Raw genomic sequence first — 17,279 nt, 5'->3', positions numbered from 1 at the left:
ATCCCACCGAGTAACCAACAAGAACAGACAAGGACGTCACAATGAACCAATACGTCATCGCCATTGACCAGGGCACCACCAGCTCGCGCGCCATCGTTTTCGACCACTCGGGCAACATTGTCTCCACCGGCCAGATGGAACACGAGCAGATCTTCCCCCAGGCCGGCTGGGTTGAACACAACCCGGCGGAAATCTGGAACAACACCCGGGAGGTCATTGCCTCGGCACTGTCAAAGGCGAACCTGACACGGCACGATATTGCCGCCGTCGGCATTACCAACCAGCGCGAAACGGCCGTGGTGTGGGACAAGAACACCGGCGAGGCTGTCTACAACGCCATTGTGTGGCAGGACACCCGCACGCAGCCGATCGTCGACCAGTTGGCGCAGGATGGAGGCCTTGAGCGCTTCAAGCAGAAGGTAGGCCTTCCCCTGGCCACCTACTTCTCCGGCACCAAGATCAAGTGGATCCTGGACAACGTGGACGGTGCACGCGAGAAAGCCGAAGCGGGCGACCTCCTCTTCGGCAACACCGACGCCTGGGTCCTCTGGAACCTGACCGGCGGTGTCGACGGCGGCGTGCACGTTACCGACGTCACCAACGCTTCGCGCACCCTCTTCATGGACCTTGAAACCCTGCAATGGGACCAGGAAATCCTGGACATCTTCGGTGTCCCGGCGTCCATGATGCCCACCATCAAGTCCTCCTCCGAGGTCTACGGCCAGGTCCACACCTCCCAGCTCCTGCGTGAGACCCCCGTTGCGGGCATCCTCGGTGACCAGCAGGCCGCCACGTTCGGCCAGGCCGCCTTCCAGCCCGGCGAAGCGAAGAACACCTACGGCACCGGCTGCTTCCTGATCTTCAACACCGGCGAGGAAATCGTCCACTCCAAGAACGGCCTCCTCACCACCCTCGGTTACAAGCTGGGGGACGAGAAGCCGCACTACGCCCTTGAAGGCTCCATTGCCGTGACGGGTTCGCTCATCCAGTGGCTGCGCGACAACCTCGGCATGATCAGTTCAGCCCCGGAGGTCGAGCAACTCGCCGCCGCGGTGGAAGACAACGGTGGCGTCTACATCGTCCCCGCCTTCTCCGGCCTCTTCGCCCCGTACTGGCGCGCCGACGCCCGCGGCGCAATCGTGGGCCTTACGCGGTTCGCCAACAAGGGCCACATCGCCCGTGCCGCACTGGAAGCCACCGCGTTCCAGACCCGCGAGGTACTTGACGCCGTCAACGCCGACTCGGGCGTTCCGCTCACCGAGTTGAAGGTCGACGGCGGCATGGTCGCCAATGAGGCACTGATGCAGTTCCAGGCCGACATCCTCGGTGTGCCCGTGGTCCGCCCGAAGGTCGTTGAGACCACGGCGCTCGGTGCTGCCTATGCGGCTGGCCTGGCTGTTGGATTCTGGAAGGACCTGGGCGAGCTCAGCGCCAACTGGAACGAGGACAAGCGCTGGGAGCCGCAGTTGCCGGCTGAAGAGCAGGAACGCCAGCTGCGCCTCTGGAAGAAGGCCGTGACCAAGTCCATGGACTGGGTCGACGAGGACGTTAAGTAAGCATCACTCGACAGACCCGACGCCTTAGCCGTTATGGGGGCCCGCCCGCTTCGCGGACGCCCGAAGCCGTTCCCGGGCCCCCATAACGGCACGGCGTCAGTGAGCTGGCCTTCCCTAAGCCGCTCAATGCGACTGGGCTGGGGGATCGTGCGCTATTGTAGATCTATGCGTGCGATCCTTCTGCTTAGCTAGCCGCCCGGCTTTATCAGCCGTGCGGCCGCCCCTCCATTGTTGAGGGGCTTTTGTGTGTCCGGGGCATTCCGGGCCGCAGCAGGAGGCAATACCGCCATCGAAGAACAGAAGAGGGCAGCAGTGAGCGTTCAGCCGGAGACAGAGACCGGAACAGCACAGACAGCCGCAGCCGAAGCGCCTGAAGAAGGCGTCTACAGCTTCGCTGCGATGGAAGCCAAGTGGCCGCAGGTCTGGGAGGATCTCAAAGTCTTCACGCCTGCCGACGACGGCTCGCGCGAACGCCGCTATGTCCTGGACATGTTCCCCTACCCTTCCGGTGACCTTCACATGGGCCACGCCGAAGCGTTTGCGATGGGTGACGTCGTCGCACGTTACCTGCGCCAGAAGGGCTTCGACGTCCTGCACCCCATCGGCTGGGACTCTTTCGGCCTGCCCGCCGAGAACGCGGCCATCAAGCGCAACGCCCACCCCAGCGAGTGGACCTATGCCAACATCGACACCCAGGCGGCATCGTTCAAGCGCTACGCCATCTCGGCCGACTGGTCGCGCCGCATCCACACCTCGGACCCTGAGTACTACCGGTGGACCCAGTGGCTGTTCAAGCGCTTCTACGAGCGCGGACTGGCCTACCGCAAGGACTCGCCGGTCAACTGGTGCCCCAAGGACCTCACCGTCCTGGCCAACGAGCAGGTAGTCAACGGTGCCTGTGAGCGTTGTGGCACGCCGGTCACCAAGAAGTCCCTGAACCAGTGGTACTTCAAGATCACTGACTACGCCGACCGCCTGCTCGAGGATATGGACCAGCTGCAGGGCCACTGGCCCGAGCGCGTTCTGGCCATGCAGCGCAACTGGATCGGCCGGTCCGAAGGTGCCCACGTGCGCTTCGTCATCGAAGCCACGGAAGACCGGGCCGAGCGCGAAGTCACCGTCTTCACTACCCGTCCCGACACCCTCTACGGCGCAACGTTCTTCGTCGTCGCAGCTGACGCACACCTTGCGCTGGATCTGGTGACCCCTGAGCAGCACGACGAACTGATGGCGTACCGCGAGAAGGTCAAGGCCCTCTCGGAGATCGAACGCCAGTCCACCGAGCGCGAGAAAACCGGCGTCTTCACCGGCCGCTACGCCATCAACCCACTCAACGGTGAAAAGCTGCCGGTGTGGGCCGCGGACTACGTGCTGGCCGACTACGGCACCGGCGCCATCATGGCGGTGCCCGCCCACGACCAGCGCGACCTCGACTTCGCCAAGGCCTTCGACCTGCCCGTACGCCCTGTGCTTGAAACCGGCGACGAGAACCCGGCCGAGACCGGTGTGGCTACCGCTGGCGAAGGCACGCTCATCAACTCCGGCGAGCTGGACGGACTGTCCAAGGCCGAAGCCATCCCGGCAGCCATCCAGATCCTGGAAAAGCTCGGAACCGGCGAAAAGTTCGTCAACTTCCGGCTGCGTGACTGGCTGCTGAGCCGTCAGCGTTTCTGGGGCACCCCCATCCCGATCATCCACTGTGGTGAATGCGGCGAAGTACCCGTGCCCGATGACCAGCTGCCGGTCCGGCTTCCCGACAACCTGCGTGGCGAAGCGCTGGCACCGAAGGGGACCTCCCCGCTGGCCGCCGCCGTCGAATGGGTCAACGTTGAATGCCCCAACTGTGGACGTGCTGCCCAGCGCGACACGGACACCATGGACACCTTCGTGGATTCCTCCTGGTACTTCCTGCGCTTTGTATCGCCCCAGTACACCGAGGGCCCCTTTGATCCTGAGAAGATCAATGACTGGATGCCCGTGGGCCAGTACGTGGGCGGCGTGGAGCACGCCATCCTGCACCTGCTGTATGCCCGCTTCTTCACCAAGGTCATCAAGGACATTGGACTGATCGAGGCCAACGAACCGTTCTCTGCGCTCCTGAACCAGGGGCAGGTGCTCAACGGCGGCAAAGCCATGAGCAAGTCCCTCGGCAACGGCGTGGACCTCGGTGAGCAGCTGGACAAGTTCGGCGTCGACGCCGTCCGCCTCACCATGGTCTTTGCCTCCCCACCGGAAGACGACGTCGACTGGGCGGATGTATCGCCGTCGGGTTCGGCCAAGTTCCTGGCCCGTGCCTGGCGCCTTGGCCAGGACGTCAGCAGCGAGCCCGGTGTCGACCCGGCCACGGGCGACCGTGCTTTGCGCACGGTGACCCACAAGACCATTGCCGACGCTGCCGAGCTCCTGGACAACAACAAGTTCAACGTCGTTGTGGCACGCCTCATGGAGTTGGTCAACGCCACCCGCAAGACCATTGACTCCGGTGCAGGCGCTGCGGACCCCGCCGTCCGCGAGGCAGTCGAAGCTGTTGCCGTCATCCTGAGCCTGTTCGCTCCGTACACTGCTGAGGATCTCTGGAACGCCCTCGGGCATCCGGCATCCGTGGCAAACGCCGGCTGGCCCACCCACGACGAAGCGCTGTTGGTCCAGGACACCGTTACTGCCGTGGTCCAGGTCCAAGGCAAGGTTCGTGATCGTCTGGAAGTGTCTCCTGACGTCGCCGAAGACGAGCTCCGCGAGCTCGCCTTGGCTTCGGAAAACGTGCAGCGCGCACTGGACGGCCGTGGCATCCGCACCGTGATCGTGCGGGCACCTAAACTGGTGAACATCGTTCCTGCCTAGCGGGGACTGTGCGGCCGCCGGCACTGTGCCGGCGGCCGGCCATCATCTTTGGAGGTTGCGTGCCTGAGCGAGAACCACCCGCTTGGATGTGGCTCAAGGAAAGAGTTGCGCGCCTCCGGCAACCAGCGGCGGCGGTTCCTGCCGCGGACGAGCCGCTTGCCGCCGTCGTCAAGACTGCCGTGGTCACCGATTCAGCAGCCGCGCTGCCCGCGGACTGGGTTTCCGCTTTTACGGCCGACGGTCGTCTGGCCGTTGTTCCCATGCCGGTGATGGTGGGGAATGAGATCTATGGCGAAGGTGAAGACGACATCACCCAGACGTTGTCGTTGGCACTCGCTTCGGGCGCCTCGGTAAAAACCTCGCGGCCATCGCCTGGGCAATTTGAGCAGGCGTATCTGGCGGCCCAACGCCGTGGATTTGAGTCAGTGGTCTCCATCCATATTTCTTCCGAGCTCTCAGGAACCGCCGACGCCGCCCGCCTGGCTGCGGCCCGCGTGGCGATTCCCGTGGAAGTCGTTGATTCCCGCACCGTGGGCATGGCCCAGGGGATGGGTGTCCAAAGCGCCGTCGTTGCCGCGGCTGACGGGCGGGAGGCCGCTGAAGTCCGGGACTTCGCCGTGGAACGCATGGAGCGTACCAAGGTGTACTTCTACGTCCCCAGCCTGGAGCAGCTGAGGCGGGGTGGGCGTATTGGCGCCGCGGCGTCACTCCTGGGGACGGTGTTGGCGATAAAGCCCATTTTGGCGGTCGACGGCGGCAAGATCGTGCCGCTCGAGAAGGTGCGTTCCGCTGTGCGCGCCATAGCCCGTCTCGAGGAGATCGTTGCTGCCGACGTTGCCTCCCGCCCGGCAGGCCAACAACGCTTGGCGGTCCACCATTTCGGCAACCAGATCGAGGCCGAAGCCCTGGCTGCGCGGTTGAACGAAAGCTGCCCGGACTGCCCGGCTCCCCAGATCAGTGCTTTGCCGGCTGTCTTGGCCGCGCATGCCGGGCTCGGAGTTCTCGCGGTCATCGTGGGGGAGAGCAGCACGCCGGCGGGATAATATTGCGGCAAAACTTTACGCCGACTCTTCTGCGTGTGGAGTGCTGCGGGAGCCGTGCTGGCGGTGGCAACTTCAATCTGTTCCGGTTATCCACATAGCGCTGAAACCGCGCGCCGGTGCCGCGTAACCGGCCGTAGGCTCGGTTCATGCCACGCTGGAACCGCGACGTATCCCCGGACGCCGCAGCGCGGGCCGCGCGGGAGCGGTTTGCCTCCCGAATGATCCCTGACGGCGGCGGTCGACCGTTGTTGGACCTGGCTGATGCCCCTGATCCCGGGGCAGCCACAGATGATTTGGACTCGCTGTTGGCAGGGGGAGCGGACTCAAGTCAGCCTGGAACTCGGCTGCGGTGGCGCACATCCTGGAGGGTTGCTGCGCTCCTTGCCGTGGTGGGTGCTTCACTCGTTGTTTGGCACTTCTGGCAGCTAGCAGACGGACAAGCAACCTCGGAGCCGTTAATCGAGGCTGGGGCATCGACAGGTCCGACCAGCCCGGGTACCACCGCAAGAGCAGAAGTGACTGACTCCCCGGACTCTTTGCCTGCAGCCCCGGAAGGGGGAGCAGGGGTGGTTGTTGTCCATGTGGCTGGTGCAGTGGGCAAGCCCGGGGTTGTCTCATTGCCGCAGGGGAGCAGGGTGTTCCAGGCCATCAGTGCCGCCGGTGGGGCCGCGCCGAATGCCGAGCTGGCAGCCCTCAACCTCGCCGAAGTGCTCACGGACGGAACCAAGCTGTATGTCCCCGCGATGGGAGAGACACCACCGCCGGCGGCGTCCTCCCAGCCCGGCACCGGGAACGCCAGCGGGACAGCTGGTCCAGCAGCGGCGGCTGGCGCCAAGATTAACATCAACACGGCGTCATTGGAGGAACTTGGGACATTGCCGCGCGTAGGGCCAGTCACAGCACAGCGCATACTGGATTGGCGCAAGGAGCACGGAGCCTTCACTTCCGTGGACGAACTTGATGCGGTGGATGGAATCGGGCCCAAGCTCATGGAGTCACTCAAGGACCTTGTGACGGTGCAAGGTGGCTGAGGCCAGGGCCGAAAAAGAGCCAGCCAAGCGAACGGATCTCAGGCTGGTGCCCGCCGTCGCCACCTCCTGGGGTGCGGCGCTGGTGGGCAGCTTCAATGGCGCCCTTTGGTCTTGGGCAACGGCAGGGATCCTGGCTATCGCCGGAGCAGTCCTGATGATCGGTGGACGCCGCCGGCAACCCGCCGGAACCCGCGCCAGGACACTGCCGGCAACCTTTGCACTGGCGTGTTTCATGGGCGCCTCAGTTGCAGTCCACTGCGCTGCCGTAGCAACCCAGCGTGAGGCCGGACCCCTGGCGGAGGCAGTTGCGGGCAAGGACGGCGTCGTCATCCAGCTCCTGATCAAGGCAAGCCCCAAGGAAGCGAGCGTGCCGGGTCATACAGGTGCCTCCAGATGGACAGTGGAGGCCACCATGAAGGAAGTCACCGCCAAGGGCACAGTGACGCGGGGAGCCGCCGAGGTCGTGGTGACCGGAGGAGATTCTTGGAAGGAGGTGCGACCTGGCCAGCTGGTCAGAACCACCGGGATCCTGAAGGAAGTGCGGGAGGGGCAAACAGCGGCAGCACTTCTATCGGCGTCGTCCGGACCCGTCGTGATCCGCTCACTATTCGATGTCCGTCAATCGGCAGGACAGCTTAAGCAAGCGTTTGGCAGTGCCACGCAATGGTTGCCCCCTGACGCAGCCGGGCTCTTGCCGGGGATGGTTACGGGAGATACCAGCGCGATGCCGGAGAGCCTCGAAACAGACATGAGGACCAGCGGTATGACCCATTTGACTGCAGTTAGCGGCTCTAATTGCAGCCTTGTCCTTGGAGGGTTTATTGTGCTGGCGCGGTCGTTCCGGCTGTCCCGTCCGCTGGCCGGCGCGTTTGCTGCCTGCGGACTGGCGGGCTTTGTTGTCATGGTCGGCCCGGATCCGAGCGTCTTGCGTGCAGCCGTCATGGGGGCCGTGGGGCTGGCCGCCATGGTAGGCGGTCTGCGGGGGCGTTCACTGACTTTCCTTTGCGTGGCAACAGCGCTGCTGTTGCTGCTGGACCCCGCAATGAGCGCAAATGTGGGGTTTCTGCTGTCCGTGCTGGCCACTCTCGGTATCGTGCTCTTGGCCCGCCGGATTGCTTCCTGGATCCCTGCCCGGGTTCCCAGGTGGATCGCTGCAGGAGTGGCAGTTCCCTTGTCCGCCCAGCTGCTGTGCGGTCCGGTCATCGTTGCACTCCAACCGCAATTCACCCCTTACGCCTTCATCGCCAATGTAGTGGCCGGTCCTTTGGTGGCCCCAGTGACCATTCTCGGTACGATCGCTGTTCCACTGGCCGCGTTGGCGCCCTGGTTGGCGATGGTGCCCGTGGCCCTCGCCGGTGGCTGTGCGGCGGCAGTTGCGGGGGTGGCGAGGTATTTCGCGGGCCTGCCCGGGGCGGCACTGCCGTGGGCCGACGGGCCGACCGGAATTGCGTCCATGATGCTCGGCTCAGTGGTTACCATCACTGCAGTCTGGCTGCTGCTGCATCCGCGGCCGTTTGTGGCACGCGTCATGGCCCTGCACACAGCCGTAGTGGTGGCTTTGGAGCGCATCTCATGGCACGGGCATGGCAGACTTGTAAACTGCAGGAAATCGTCCGGAAGGAAACACCAGTGGCTGCTGCCCAAAACACTCGGGCCAAGAACTCCGCGGCGAACACCCTCTCCTGGCGGGACGCGGTTCCGGCCGCCGTAGTGTTGATCACGGGACCGGAAGAATACCTCGGGATCCGCGCCATGGACCGGATCCGCACGCAAGTACGCACCAGCACACCGGATGTGGAGCTCACCCGTCTGAACGCCGGCTCCTACGAGGCCGGGACGCTGGCGATGACTGTCACCCCGTCCCTCTTCGGTGAAGGCAAGCTCATAGAGGTCGAGGGCCTCGAAGCCATGAACGATGCGTTCCTGGCAGACGGTCTGGCCTACCTTCAACATCCTGACCATGACGTTGTCCTGGTTCTTCGGCACGGCGGTGGTGTACGTGGCAAGAAGCTGCTTGATGCCGTGAAGGCCGGCGGGTGGCCCGTCGTCGAATGTCAGCCCCTGAAAAAGGACGCCGACAAAACTGCTTTCGTTGTCGCGGAGTTCAAAGCGGGCGGCCGCCGCATTGAAGGTGAGGCTGTCCAGGCGCTGGTGAATGCCGTCGGAGCCAATCTTTCTGAACTGGCATCGGCGTGCGGCCAGCTCATTGCCGATGCCACAACCGCTGTGACGGCAGAGACGGTGGAGCGCTACTACGGTGGGCGTGTGGAAGCCACAGCCTTCAAAGTCGCGGATGCCGCCATGGCCGGCAACGGCCCGGTGGCGTTGTCCACGCTTCGGCACGCGTTGGCTACCGGCGTCGATCCTGTTCCACTGGTGGCTGCCTTGGCTGCCAAGCTTCGGACATTGGCCAAAGTTGCCGGGGCGAACGGATCATCGGCGAGCATTGCCAAGAATCTTGGAATGCAGCCTTGGTTGGTGGAGCAGGCCCAACGTGACGTGCGTCGGTGGACCCCTGAGGGCCTGATCCGTTCCATCCAGGTCATTGCCGAGGCGGACGCGCAGGTGAAAGGCGAATCCCGCGACCCGGTGTACGCCGTTGAGCACGCTGTGACCGTGATCGCCACCTCTGCCAGCCGACGCTGAAGCTGGTTGATGCACCAGGCGGCAAACGCCGTCTGGTTAAAACCCAAAGGCCGGCACCCAAAGGGGCGCCGGCCTTTTGATCAGCTCAGTCGAACTGGAAAACCTTAGAGTGCGTTGACCTTCTTGGAGATCGCCGACTTGCGGTTCGCAGCGTTGTTCTTGTGAATAACGCCCTTGCTGACAGCCTTGTCCAGCTTACGGCTGGCAGCAACAAGTGCAGTTGCAGCAGCATCCTTGTCAGCAGACTCAACGGCGGTGTTGACGGCGCGGATGGCCGTCTTCAGCTCAGACTTGACGCTGTTGTTACGCAGGCGAGCCTTCTCGTTGGTGAGGATGCGCTTCTTCTGGGACTTGATATTAGCCACGTATGAACTCTCTTTTTAATGCGGAAATTGGTCTAGAGGGTTGTCAGGTTGGCCATCGACTGAGCGGCGTGGGGATGCCTATGGCAGCCAACCATGCGTGGCCGTCGACCTGCACGGACACACAGCTATAAAGGATAGCAGATGAGGCCCGTAAACGGAGACTTGACGCTCAACGCCTGCTTTGCTGCCCTTGGAGGCTCCGCGAAACCTCCTGGAATTGCCGTTTACCCAACACGGCGCCTTCGCGCCGGACGGCCGAAGGATCCAGCCGGATGATGCGCCGTACGTTGACTTCGCTTGGCCTGCCCTGCCTGTCCCACGGCCCGCTGCCGATGTCGACGTAGTCATCGGCGCGCCTGCCGTTGTCATGGTCCTTTGACGTGAGCATCAGTCCCAGCAGCCACTTCCCGTCGCGCCCGATGAGAAGCACAGGGCGGTCTTTGCCTTGCGAATGGTCCTCTTCATAGGGAACCCATCCCCATACGATTTCGCCCGGGTCCGGTTGGCCATCAGGTTTGGGGGAGTAGCTGGGCCTCACGGCTCCGCCGAAGTCGCCCGGGTAGGAGACTGCGGAATGTCCGACGGCGGTAGGCCGGGCCGGCTTCTTGGCGCCAGTTGATGGGGCGGCGGCTTTTGAGCCCGAGCCTCCCAAAACCCGGAGAGAACGCAGCAGGAATTTACCCAAAGGGCGCATATCGAAGGCCATGTGAATACGCTACATCCGTCTGTGGCGGGCAACCCGCTGCGCAATGTACGGCGAAGCGCCGGTTCATGGGAGACTAGAGGATCAGATATGCGGCGCGTTCGGGCTGGCTTGTGCCCAGTTCCATGATTTGCCGTGTGAGTGTCGACAGTAAGGATCCTGCGTGTCTCCCATGGCCCGCACCGCACCGGTGCCCGCCGCAACAGATCCGGCCATCATCCGGAACTTCTGCATCATTGCCCACATTGACCACGGTAAGTCCACCTTGGCCGACCGCATGCTGCAGTTCACCGGCGTCGTTCAGCAACGCGACATGAAGGCCCAGTATCTGGACCGCATGGACATCGAACGTGAGCGCGGCATCACCATCAAGTCCCAGGCTGTTCGCATGCCGTGGGAACTCGATGGCACCAGCTACGCCCTGAACATGATCGACACTCCAGGTCACGTGGACTTCACGTACGAGGTCTCCCGGTCCTTGGCAGCCTGCGAGGGCGCGATCCTGCTGGTGGACGCGGCACAGGGCATCGAAGCCCAAACCTTGGCCAACCTCTACCTGGCGATGGAAAACAACCTCACCATCATTCCAGTGCTGAACAAGATCGACCTCCCTGCGGCGCAACCCGAGAAGTACGCGGCTGAGCTTGCCAACCTTATCGGTGGAGACCCGGAGGATGTCCTCAAGGTTTCCGGTAAAACCGGCGTTGGCGTCGAAGCGCTGCTGGATAAGATCGTCCGCGACCTCCCGGCACCTGTTGGCAATCCCGACGCCCCCGCGCGTGCCATGATCTTTGACTCGGTCTACGACACCTACCGTGGCGTGGTCACCTACGTCCGTGTGGTGGATGGCAAGCTGCATCCACGCGAACGCATCCAAATGATGTCAACCCGCGCGACGCACGAACTCCTTGAAATCGGCGTGAGCTCACCGGAGCCCACCCCGTCCAAGGGCCTGGGCGTTGGCGAGGTGGGATACCTCATCACCGGCGTGAAGGATGTCCGCCAGTCCAAGGTTGGCGATACCGTCACCAACCAAGCCAAGCCGGCCTCTGAATCTCTCAGTGGTTATGCCGACGCGAAGCCCATGGTCTTCTCCGGCCTCTACCCCCTGGACGGCACGGACTATCCGGTGCTCCGTGATGCATTGGAAAAGCTGATGCTCAACGACGCCGCCCTGGTCTATGAGCCTGAAACCTCGGCTGCGCTGGGCTTCGGGTTCCGTGTGGGCTTCCTTGGATTGCTGCACCTTGAAATCACCCGCGAGCGTTTGGAACGCGAGTACAACCTCGACCTCATTTCCACTGCCCCCAACGTGGAGTACGAGGTCACCCTGGAAGACAAGCGGGTTGTCCACGTCACCAACCCCAGTGAGTACCCCACAGGCAAGATCGCCGAAGTCCGCGAGCCCATGGTCTCCGCTACCGTCCTTGCGCCCAACGAGTTCGTCGGTGCCATCATGGAGCTGTGCCAGAGCCGTCGTGGTCAGATGAAGGGCATGGACTACCTGTCCGAGGACCGCGTTGAACTCCGTTACTGGATCCCGCTGGCCGAAATTGTGTTCGACTTCTTCGATCTCCTGAAGTCCAAGACGCGCGGCTACGCCTCGCTGGACTGGAAGGCCGACGGCGAGCAAGTGGCCGACCTCGTCAAGGTCGACATCCTGCTCCAGGGCGAACAGGTGGACGCGTTCAGCGCCATCACGCACCGTGACAAGGCCTACGCCTATGGTGTGATGATGACCGGGAAGCTCCGCGAACTGATTCCACGGCAGCAGTTCGAGGTGCCCATCCAGGCTGCCATCGGCTCCCGCATCATTGCCCGGGAGAGCATCCGGGCCATCCGCAAGGACGTTCTTGCCAAGTGCTACGGCGGTGACATCACCCGTAAGCGCAAGCTGCTCGAAAAGCAGAAAGAAGGCAAGAAGCGCATGAAGATGGTTGGCCGCGTTGAGGTGCCCCAAGAGGCCTTCATCGCAGCGCTGACCACGGACGAGTCAAAGGACAAGGCCAAGAAGTAAATGCCCAGCGTCCTACCTTTGGGCGATCCGGCACCTGCGGACGGCATTTTGCCGCCGCAGGTGCTGGACGGCGTCGAGCAGCGCAAATTCGGCCTCTATGTGCACATCCCGTTCTGTGCCGTGCGCTGTGGTTATTGCGATTTCAACACCTATACCGCGACCGAGCTCGGCGGCGGAGCGTCACAGGATGCCTACGCATCGACGGCGGTCTCCGAACTCGGATTCGCGGCTGCGGCCCTAGATGCCTCGGGCCTCCCGCGTCGGCCCCTCAGCACCGTATTCTTCGGAGGCGGCACGCCAACCCTCCTGCCCGCGGAAGATTTGGCACAGATCCTGCGTGCCGCCGTCGGGCATTGGGGCCTTGAGCCCGGCGCTGAGATAACCACCGAAGCGAATCCTGATTCCGTAACACCCGAATCCCTGAAGATCCTTGCGGATGCAGGTTTCACGAGGGTGTCATTTGGCATGCAGTCGGCGGTTCCCCACGTGTTGAAGGTGCTTGACCGCACACACACGCCCAGCCGGGTTCCCTTGGTGGTTCAATGGGCCCGCGAGGCAGGCCTGGCCGTCAGCTTGGACTTGATCTACGGGACCCCGGGGGAGTCCATGGAGGATTGGGAGCTCTCGCTCAAGACGGCCCTGTCCTACGAGCCCGATCACATCAGCGCTTACGCGCTGATCGTAGAGGACGGCACCAAGCTTGCGGCGCAGATCAGGCGCGGCCAAGTGCCCGGAATCGACGACGACGACCACGCCGCCAAATACGAACTGGCGGATCAAATGATCTCAGCGGCAGGCCTGGACTGGTACGAGGTCAGCAACTGGGCCCGGACCCCGGAACAAGCCTGCAGGCACAATCTGGCCTATTGGCGCGGAGATGATTGGTGGGGGATCGGCCCGGGTGCGCATTCGCATGTTGGCGGCGTCCGTTGGTGGAACGTCAAACACCCCACGGCCTATGCGTCACGATTGGGCGCTGGAACTTCGCCTGCTGCTGGGCGCGAAACCCTGGACCCCGGAACCCGCGAAGTCGAGCGGATCATGCTGGAGGCACGCCTGGGAACGGGTCTTGCCGTAGACGCCCTCGATGCTGTGGGTCGCCATGCCATGGCGGGCCTTATCGCCGACGGCCTGGTTGATCCTGTTCAGGCGTTCAAGGGCCGGCTGATTCTGACGCTGAAGGGCCGTCTTCTGGCCGATGCGGTAGTCCGAAGGATCCTGCCGGACTGAACCGGCTAAGCCAGCAGCGGAACTCCTGCGTCCTGAGCCGGGAGCTTTACTTGATCCAGCGCAGGTTGAAGCGGTAGCGGTGCGGCTGACCGTGGTTGACCCTGATACCGGCTGAGACGGAGAAGCAGGTCAGCGCTACCCAGATGCCCGTGGCGATGACTGCAAAGATATTGCCCACCACCGGCAGCAGCACCAGGATGTTCGCGAGCACGGCGGCAATGGTGGGAGGCAGCGTGAAATTCAGCGCTTCCTTGGATTCCTGTGCTGTGAACGGCCCACGGTCGCGGAAAATCAAGTAGATCAAAAGAGCCGGCAGGCATCCGAGGATGCCGCCGAAGTGTGCCAAAGTGGCCCACTGCCGGTCCTCACTGGCCGTCAGCGGGAGTGCGTTGGCAGGCGCGCCGTGATACTGGGGCCGGCCTGCGGCACTGCCCGGTTCTTCAGGAGCGTTATCTGCCACGGTGTCTTCCCTTTGCTGTAAAGATGCTGCGGTGTTGCTGTCCAAGAATACCGGCCCGCACGTCCTTCCCGGGACCAACGCCCCGCAAACGGTCAGATCGTCGAGTGCTGGGCGGCAGATCAGGGGACGGTCAGGAAGTCGATGACTTCTTCCACTCGGCCGAGCAACGATGGCTCAAGGTCCGCGTAGCTGCGCACCGCACCGAGGAGCCGCTGCCAGCCCAAACCTATGTCCTCGGCGCTCTCATGGGGCCACCCGAAGGCGGTGAGAATACCGGTCTTCCAATCCGTCCCGCGGGCCACGGCCGGCCATTGCTCAATGCCCAGCACCTTGGGCCGGATTGCCTGCCACACGTCCACGTAGGGGTGTCCGACGATCAAGACATTCCCGGCAGCCCCGGGGACTGTCATGGCTTCGGCTGCGATCCGGGATTCCTTGGAGCCCTGAACCAGGTGGTCCACCAGGATACCGAGCCGGCGGTCGGGTCCGGGGCGGAAAGCGGCGATGGCGGATTTAAGGTCGTCCACGCCATGGAGGGGTTCGACCACGATTCCCTCAACCCGGAGATCGTCACCCCAGACTTTCTCGACCAGTTCGGCGTCGTGTTTGCCTTCAACCCAGATCCGGCTGGCCTTGGCTACCTGTGCCCGCTGTCCCTGGACCTTCACCGAGCCAGAGGCTGTCCGTCCCGCCGGAACTGCTGAAGCAGGCGGGCGGGCGGCTGGAGGCATCAACCGGATGGGTTGTCCTTCGAGGAGGAATCCATAGCCGAGTTGGAATGACTTGGTCTTGCCACGCCTGTCCTCCAGGGCCACGATGTGCATGCCACCCGTCTTCTCAACCCGGGTGACTTCGCCCACCCACCCCGACTGGACGTCCTCCAGGACCATTCCTCGTTGTACCGGGACCTCGGGGAGTTGGCGTTTGGCCGGAGCCGATAGATCCTGCGGGCCCCAATTGTCGAAAGCCAAGGAATTCCTACCTCTGTGCTGATATGCGTAAGGACGGGCAACAGCTGCGATCAAGCTGCACTGGCTCGCCGTCCTGGATACTGTCCGCGGACGGTTTCAATGCTAACAACGCGGTAGCTCATACTAGACTTGTTAGCACTTGGGCATGTTGAGTGCTAAGTGTGGTGACCCGTCGGAGGTCACGCGGGGACGGTCCCAAAGGACCATGGCAATTGTCAGGAGGTGGAGCAATGAGTGAGCCACGCAAGCTCGAAGTGCTGCGTGCCATCGTTGAGGATTATGTGCATTCCCGGGAGCCTGTGGGATCCAAGGCCCTCGTCGAGCGGCATCACTTGGGTGTTTCCAGCGCCACCATCCGCAATGACATGGCTGTCCTGGAAGAGGAAGGCCTCATTGCGGCCCCTCATACCAGCGCGGGCCGGATTCCTACCGACAAGGGCTATCGCCTCTTCGTTGACCGCATCTCCCAGGTCAAGCCGTTGTCCGCGGCCGAGCGCCGGGCCATCCATTCACTGCTGGAGGGCCCTGACGACGTCGATGACATCCTTGAGCGCACCGTCAGGCTCCTTTCCCAGCTGACCAATCAGGTCGCCGTCGTCCAGTACCCGCACTCGCACCGCGCATTGGTCCGCCACGCGGAGTTCGTCCTGCTGGCACCCAAGCAGGTGCTTGTTGTCCTGATCGCAGACACCGGGAGTGTCGTGCAGAAGGTCATCGACACAGGCGTGGATGTGAGCAACGAGGCATTGATGTTGTTGAGGTCCCGTTTCCTTGGCAGCATCGCCGGCACCCAGCTGGCCCTCCTGCCGCAGGTACTTCCCTCAGTGGTTGCGCTCTGTCCGCCCGACCTTCGGGCCCTCGCGCAAACGCTCGCCAACGGACTGGAATCGTTGAGCGACACCAGCCGTGAAGAGCGCATCCTTATGGCCGGTACGGCCAACCTCGCACGGTCCAACGTCGATTTCCCGTTGAGCATCGGGCCTGTGCTGGAAGCACTTGAGGAACAAGTTGTCATGCTCCGGTTGTTGTCGGACATGGGAGACGATCCTCGAGGCGTCACGGTCAGCATTGGCCGGGAGAATCCGTACGACGGCCTTGCCGAGGCATCTGTCGTGGCCACGGGCTACGGATCAGGTGCCAAGGTGGGCATTCTGGGACCGACCCGCATGGACTATCCGACCACCATGGCGGCAGTACGCGCCGTGGCCCGTTACCTTTCCCGCATTCTCGGCGGCTGAAAACCGGCCCGAGGAAAAATCCGCAGTACAACCAGGAAGAGATACCGACTTTGAGCAGCCACTATGACGTTTTGGGAGTCTCGCCGGAAGCCACCGGGGAAGAGATCAAAAAGGCGTACCGCAAGCTGGCACGGAAACTCCACCCGGACGTAAACCCCGGTGAAGATGTAGCGGAGCAGTTCAAGGCCGTGACCCACGCTTACGAAGTGTTGTCAGATCCCCAGAAACGCCGCGTCTATGACGCCACGGGCAATGAAAACGGAACGGACAACGGATTCGGTGGCGGGTACGCAGGACAGGGCTTCGCCTTCCAGGACATCTTCGACACGTTCTTTGGCGGTGGGGGAGGCCACGGAGGACCTGCCTCCCGCGTCCGGCGCGGCCAGGACGCCCTCATCAGTGTCCGGATCGACCTCAAGGACGCGGTGTTCGGCGTCAACAAGAAGCTTGAAGTCGATACAGCCGTGGTCTGCCCAACGTGTGATGGCAGCTGCTGCCGTCCAGGCACCCACCCCGAACGCTGCGACATTTGCGGCGGCAGCGGCCAGGTCCAGCGCGCAGTGCGCTCCATCCTCGGCCAGGTCATGACCACCGCGCCCTGCGGAACCTGTGAAGGATTCGGCACCGTTATCAAGGATCCCTGCAACGAGTGCAGCGGCCAGGGCCGCATCCGGAGCCGCCGTTCGTTGACCATCAAGGTTCCGGCAGGCGTCGCCACCGGCACGCGGATCCAGCTGTCCGGACAGGGCGAAGCAGGCCCGGCTGGTGGGCCGGCCGGCGATCTCTACGTGGAGATCCGGGTGAACAACGATTCCATGTTCGTTCGTGAAGGTGATGACCTCCACGCCACCTTGAGCGTGCCCATGACGGCGGCAGCTCTGGGCACGGACCTGGAGCTCGACACCTTCGACGGCGCGCAAGGCATCGAGGTGAAGGCAGGCACGCAGTCCGGAGAGATCATCACCCTGCGCGGTCTCGGCGTCACCCATCTCCGGGGCTACGGCCGGGGCGACCTCAAGGTGCACCTGCACGTCGAGACGCCCACCAAACTTGACCATGCCCAGGAAGAACTGCTGCAGCAGCTCGCCAAGCTTCGGGGTGAGCAATTCACCGAGGGCAAGCTTCTGGCCAGCGGTGGAATGTTCGCAAAGCTCCGGGACAAGCTCGGTAACCTGTAG

14 protein-coding genes are annotated in these 17,279 nt (G+C 63.2%); 10 read left to right on the top strand and 4 right to left on the bottom strand.

Features of this window, described 5'->3' with window-relative positions; genetic code table 11:
* The first annotated feature begins 41 nt into the window (after nt 1-41).
* From glpK to holA, 6 genes are all read left to right on the top strand, one after another.
* Nucleotides 42-1,556 carry a glycerol kinase GlpK gene (gene glpK / locus N5P29_RS11490; RefSeq protein ID WP_144658913.1) on the top strand — a complete coding sequence of 505 codons (1,515 nt, stop codon included), beginning with the start codon at nt 42-44 and terminating at the stop codon, nt 1,554-1,556.
* Between the two features lie 312 nt (nt 1,557-1,868).
* On the top strand, nt 1,869-4,397 hold the full coding sequence (leuS, locus tag N5P29_RS11485) for a leucine--tRNA ligase (RefSeq protein WP_262278562.1): 2,529 nt from the start codon (nt 1,869-1,871) through the stop codon (nt 4,395-4,397).
* Nucleotides 4,398-4,405: 8 nt separating this feature from the next.
* Nucleotides 4,406-5,440, top strand: a complete 1,035-nt coding sequence (locus tag N5P29_RS11480; RefSeq protein WP_262275099.1) for a DegV family protein — start codon at nt 4,406-4,408, stop codon at nt 5,438-5,440.
* 515 nt (nt 5,441-5,955) lie between these two features.
* A complete protein-coding gene (locus tag N5P29_RS11475; RefSeq protein WP_262275098.1) occupies nt 5,956-6,471 on the top strand; it encodes a helix-hairpin-helix domain-containing protein in 516 nt (171 codons plus the stop codon).
* A complete protein-coding gene (locus N5P29_RS11470) occupies nt 6,464-8,182 on the top strand; it encodes a ComEC/Rec2 family competence protein (RefSeq protein WP_262275097.1) in 1,719 nt (572 codons plus the stop codon). The genes N5P29_RS11475 and N5P29_RS11470 overlap by 8 nt, the downstream gene beginning before the upstream one ends.
* The gene (gene holA, locus N5P29_RS11465; protein WP_262275096.1) at nt 8,101-9,117 is read left to right on the top strand and encodes a DNA polymerase III subunit delta; all 1,017 of its coding nucleotides are present in this window, start codon (nt 8,101-8,103) and stop codon (nt 9,115-9,117) included. Before N5P29_RS11470 ends, holA begins: the two co-directional genes overlap by 82 nt.
* Before the next feature lie 104 nt (nt 9,118-9,221).
* On the opposite strand, the gene rpsT is transcribed toward holA, so the two are convergent.
* Nucleotides 9,222-9,482, bottom strand: coding sequence for a 30S ribosomal protein S20 (gene rpsT, locus N5P29_RS11460; protein WP_144658908.1), 261 nt, complete (start codon nt 9,480-9,482; stop codon nt 9,222-9,224).
* 169 nt (nt 9,483-9,651) lie between these two features.
* Nucleotides 9,652-10,188: a type II toxin-antitoxin system PemK/MazF family toxin gene (locus N5P29_RS11455; protein WP_262275095.1), complete on the bottom strand. Its 537-nt coding sequence runs from the start codon at nt 10,186-10,188 to the stop codon at nt 9,652-9,654.
* 160 nt (nt 10,189-10,348) lie between these two features.
* Between N5P29_RS11455 and lepA the strand changes: the two genes are divergently transcribed.
* Together lepA and hemW are read left to right on the top strand one after the other, a co-directional pair.
* The gene (gene lepA / locus N5P29_RS11450) at nt 10,349-12,202 is read left to right on the top strand and encodes a translation elongation factor 4 (protein WP_144658906.1); all 1,854 of its coding nucleotides are present in this window, start codon (nt 10,349-10,351) and stop codon (nt 12,200-12,202) included.
* On the top strand, nt 12,203-13,432 hold the full coding sequence (gene hemW / locus N5P29_RS11445) for a radical SAM family heme chaperone HemW (protein ID WP_262275094.1): 1,230 nt from the start codon (nt 12,203-12,205) through the stop codon (nt 13,430-13,432).
* 46 nt (nt 13,433-13,478) lie between these two features.
* On the opposite strand, the gene N5P29_RS11440 is transcribed toward hemW, so the two are convergent.
* Together N5P29_RS11440 and N5P29_RS11435 are read right to left on the bottom strand one after the other, a co-directional pair.
* The gene (locus tag N5P29_RS11440) at nt 13,479-13,892 is read right to left on the bottom strand and encodes a DUF4870 domain-containing protein (RefSeq protein ID WP_018777707.1); all 414 of its coding nucleotides are present in this window, start codon (nt 13,890-13,892) and stop codon (nt 13,479-13,481) included.
* 119 nt (nt 13,893-14,011) lie between these two features.
* A complete protein-coding gene (locus N5P29_RS11435) occupies nt 14,012-14,863 on the bottom strand; it encodes a DUF3097 domain-containing protein (protein WP_262275093.1) in 852 nt (283 codons plus the stop codon).
* A 230-nt stretch (nt 14,864-15,093) separates the two neighbouring features.
* Here N5P29_RS11435 and hrcA point away from each other — a divergent pair, with 230 nt between their 5' ends.
* Both hrcA and dnaJ read left to right on the top strand, forming a co-directional pair.
* Entirely contained in the window at nt 15,094-16,101 is a 1,008-nt protein-coding gene (gene hrcA / locus N5P29_RS11430) for a heat-inducible transcriptional repressor HrcA (protein ID WP_262275092.1), read from the top strand.
* A gap of 50 nt (nt 16,102-16,151) precedes the next feature.
* Complete coding sequence (gene dnaJ / locus N5P29_RS11425; RefSeq protein ID WP_262275091.1) at nt 16,152-17,279, top strand: molecular chaperone DnaJ; 1,128 nt, start codon at nt 16,152-16,154, stop codon at nt 17,277-17,279.

It is taken from the genome of Paenarthrobacter sp. JL.01a (assembly GCF_025452095.1).
In the GTDB taxonomy this organism is placed as follows: Bacteria; Actinomycetota; Actinomycetes; order Actinomycetales; family Micrococcaceae; genus Arthrobacter.
This window is presented reverse-complemented; position numbering and strand designations above follow the sequence as displayed.

What these genes read in the sequence shown, in the direction of transcription:
- glpK (WP_144658913.1), top strand. Translation starts at nt 42, where the DNA reads ATGAACCAATACGTCATCGCCATTGACCAGGGCACCACCAGCTCGCGC.
- N5P29_RS11455 (WP_262275095.1), bottom strand. Translation starts at nt 10,188, where the DNA reads ATGGCCTTCGATATGCGCCCTTTGGGTAAATTCCTGCTGCGTTCTCTC.
- hemW (WP_262275094.1), top strand. Translation starts at nt 12,203, where the DNA reads ATGCCCAGCGTCCTACCTTTGGGCGATCCGGCACCTGCGGACGGCATT.
- hrcA (WP_262275092.1), top strand. Translation starts at nt 15,094, where the DNA reads ATGAGTGAGCCACGCAAGCTCGAAGTGCTGCGTGCCATCGTTGAGGAT.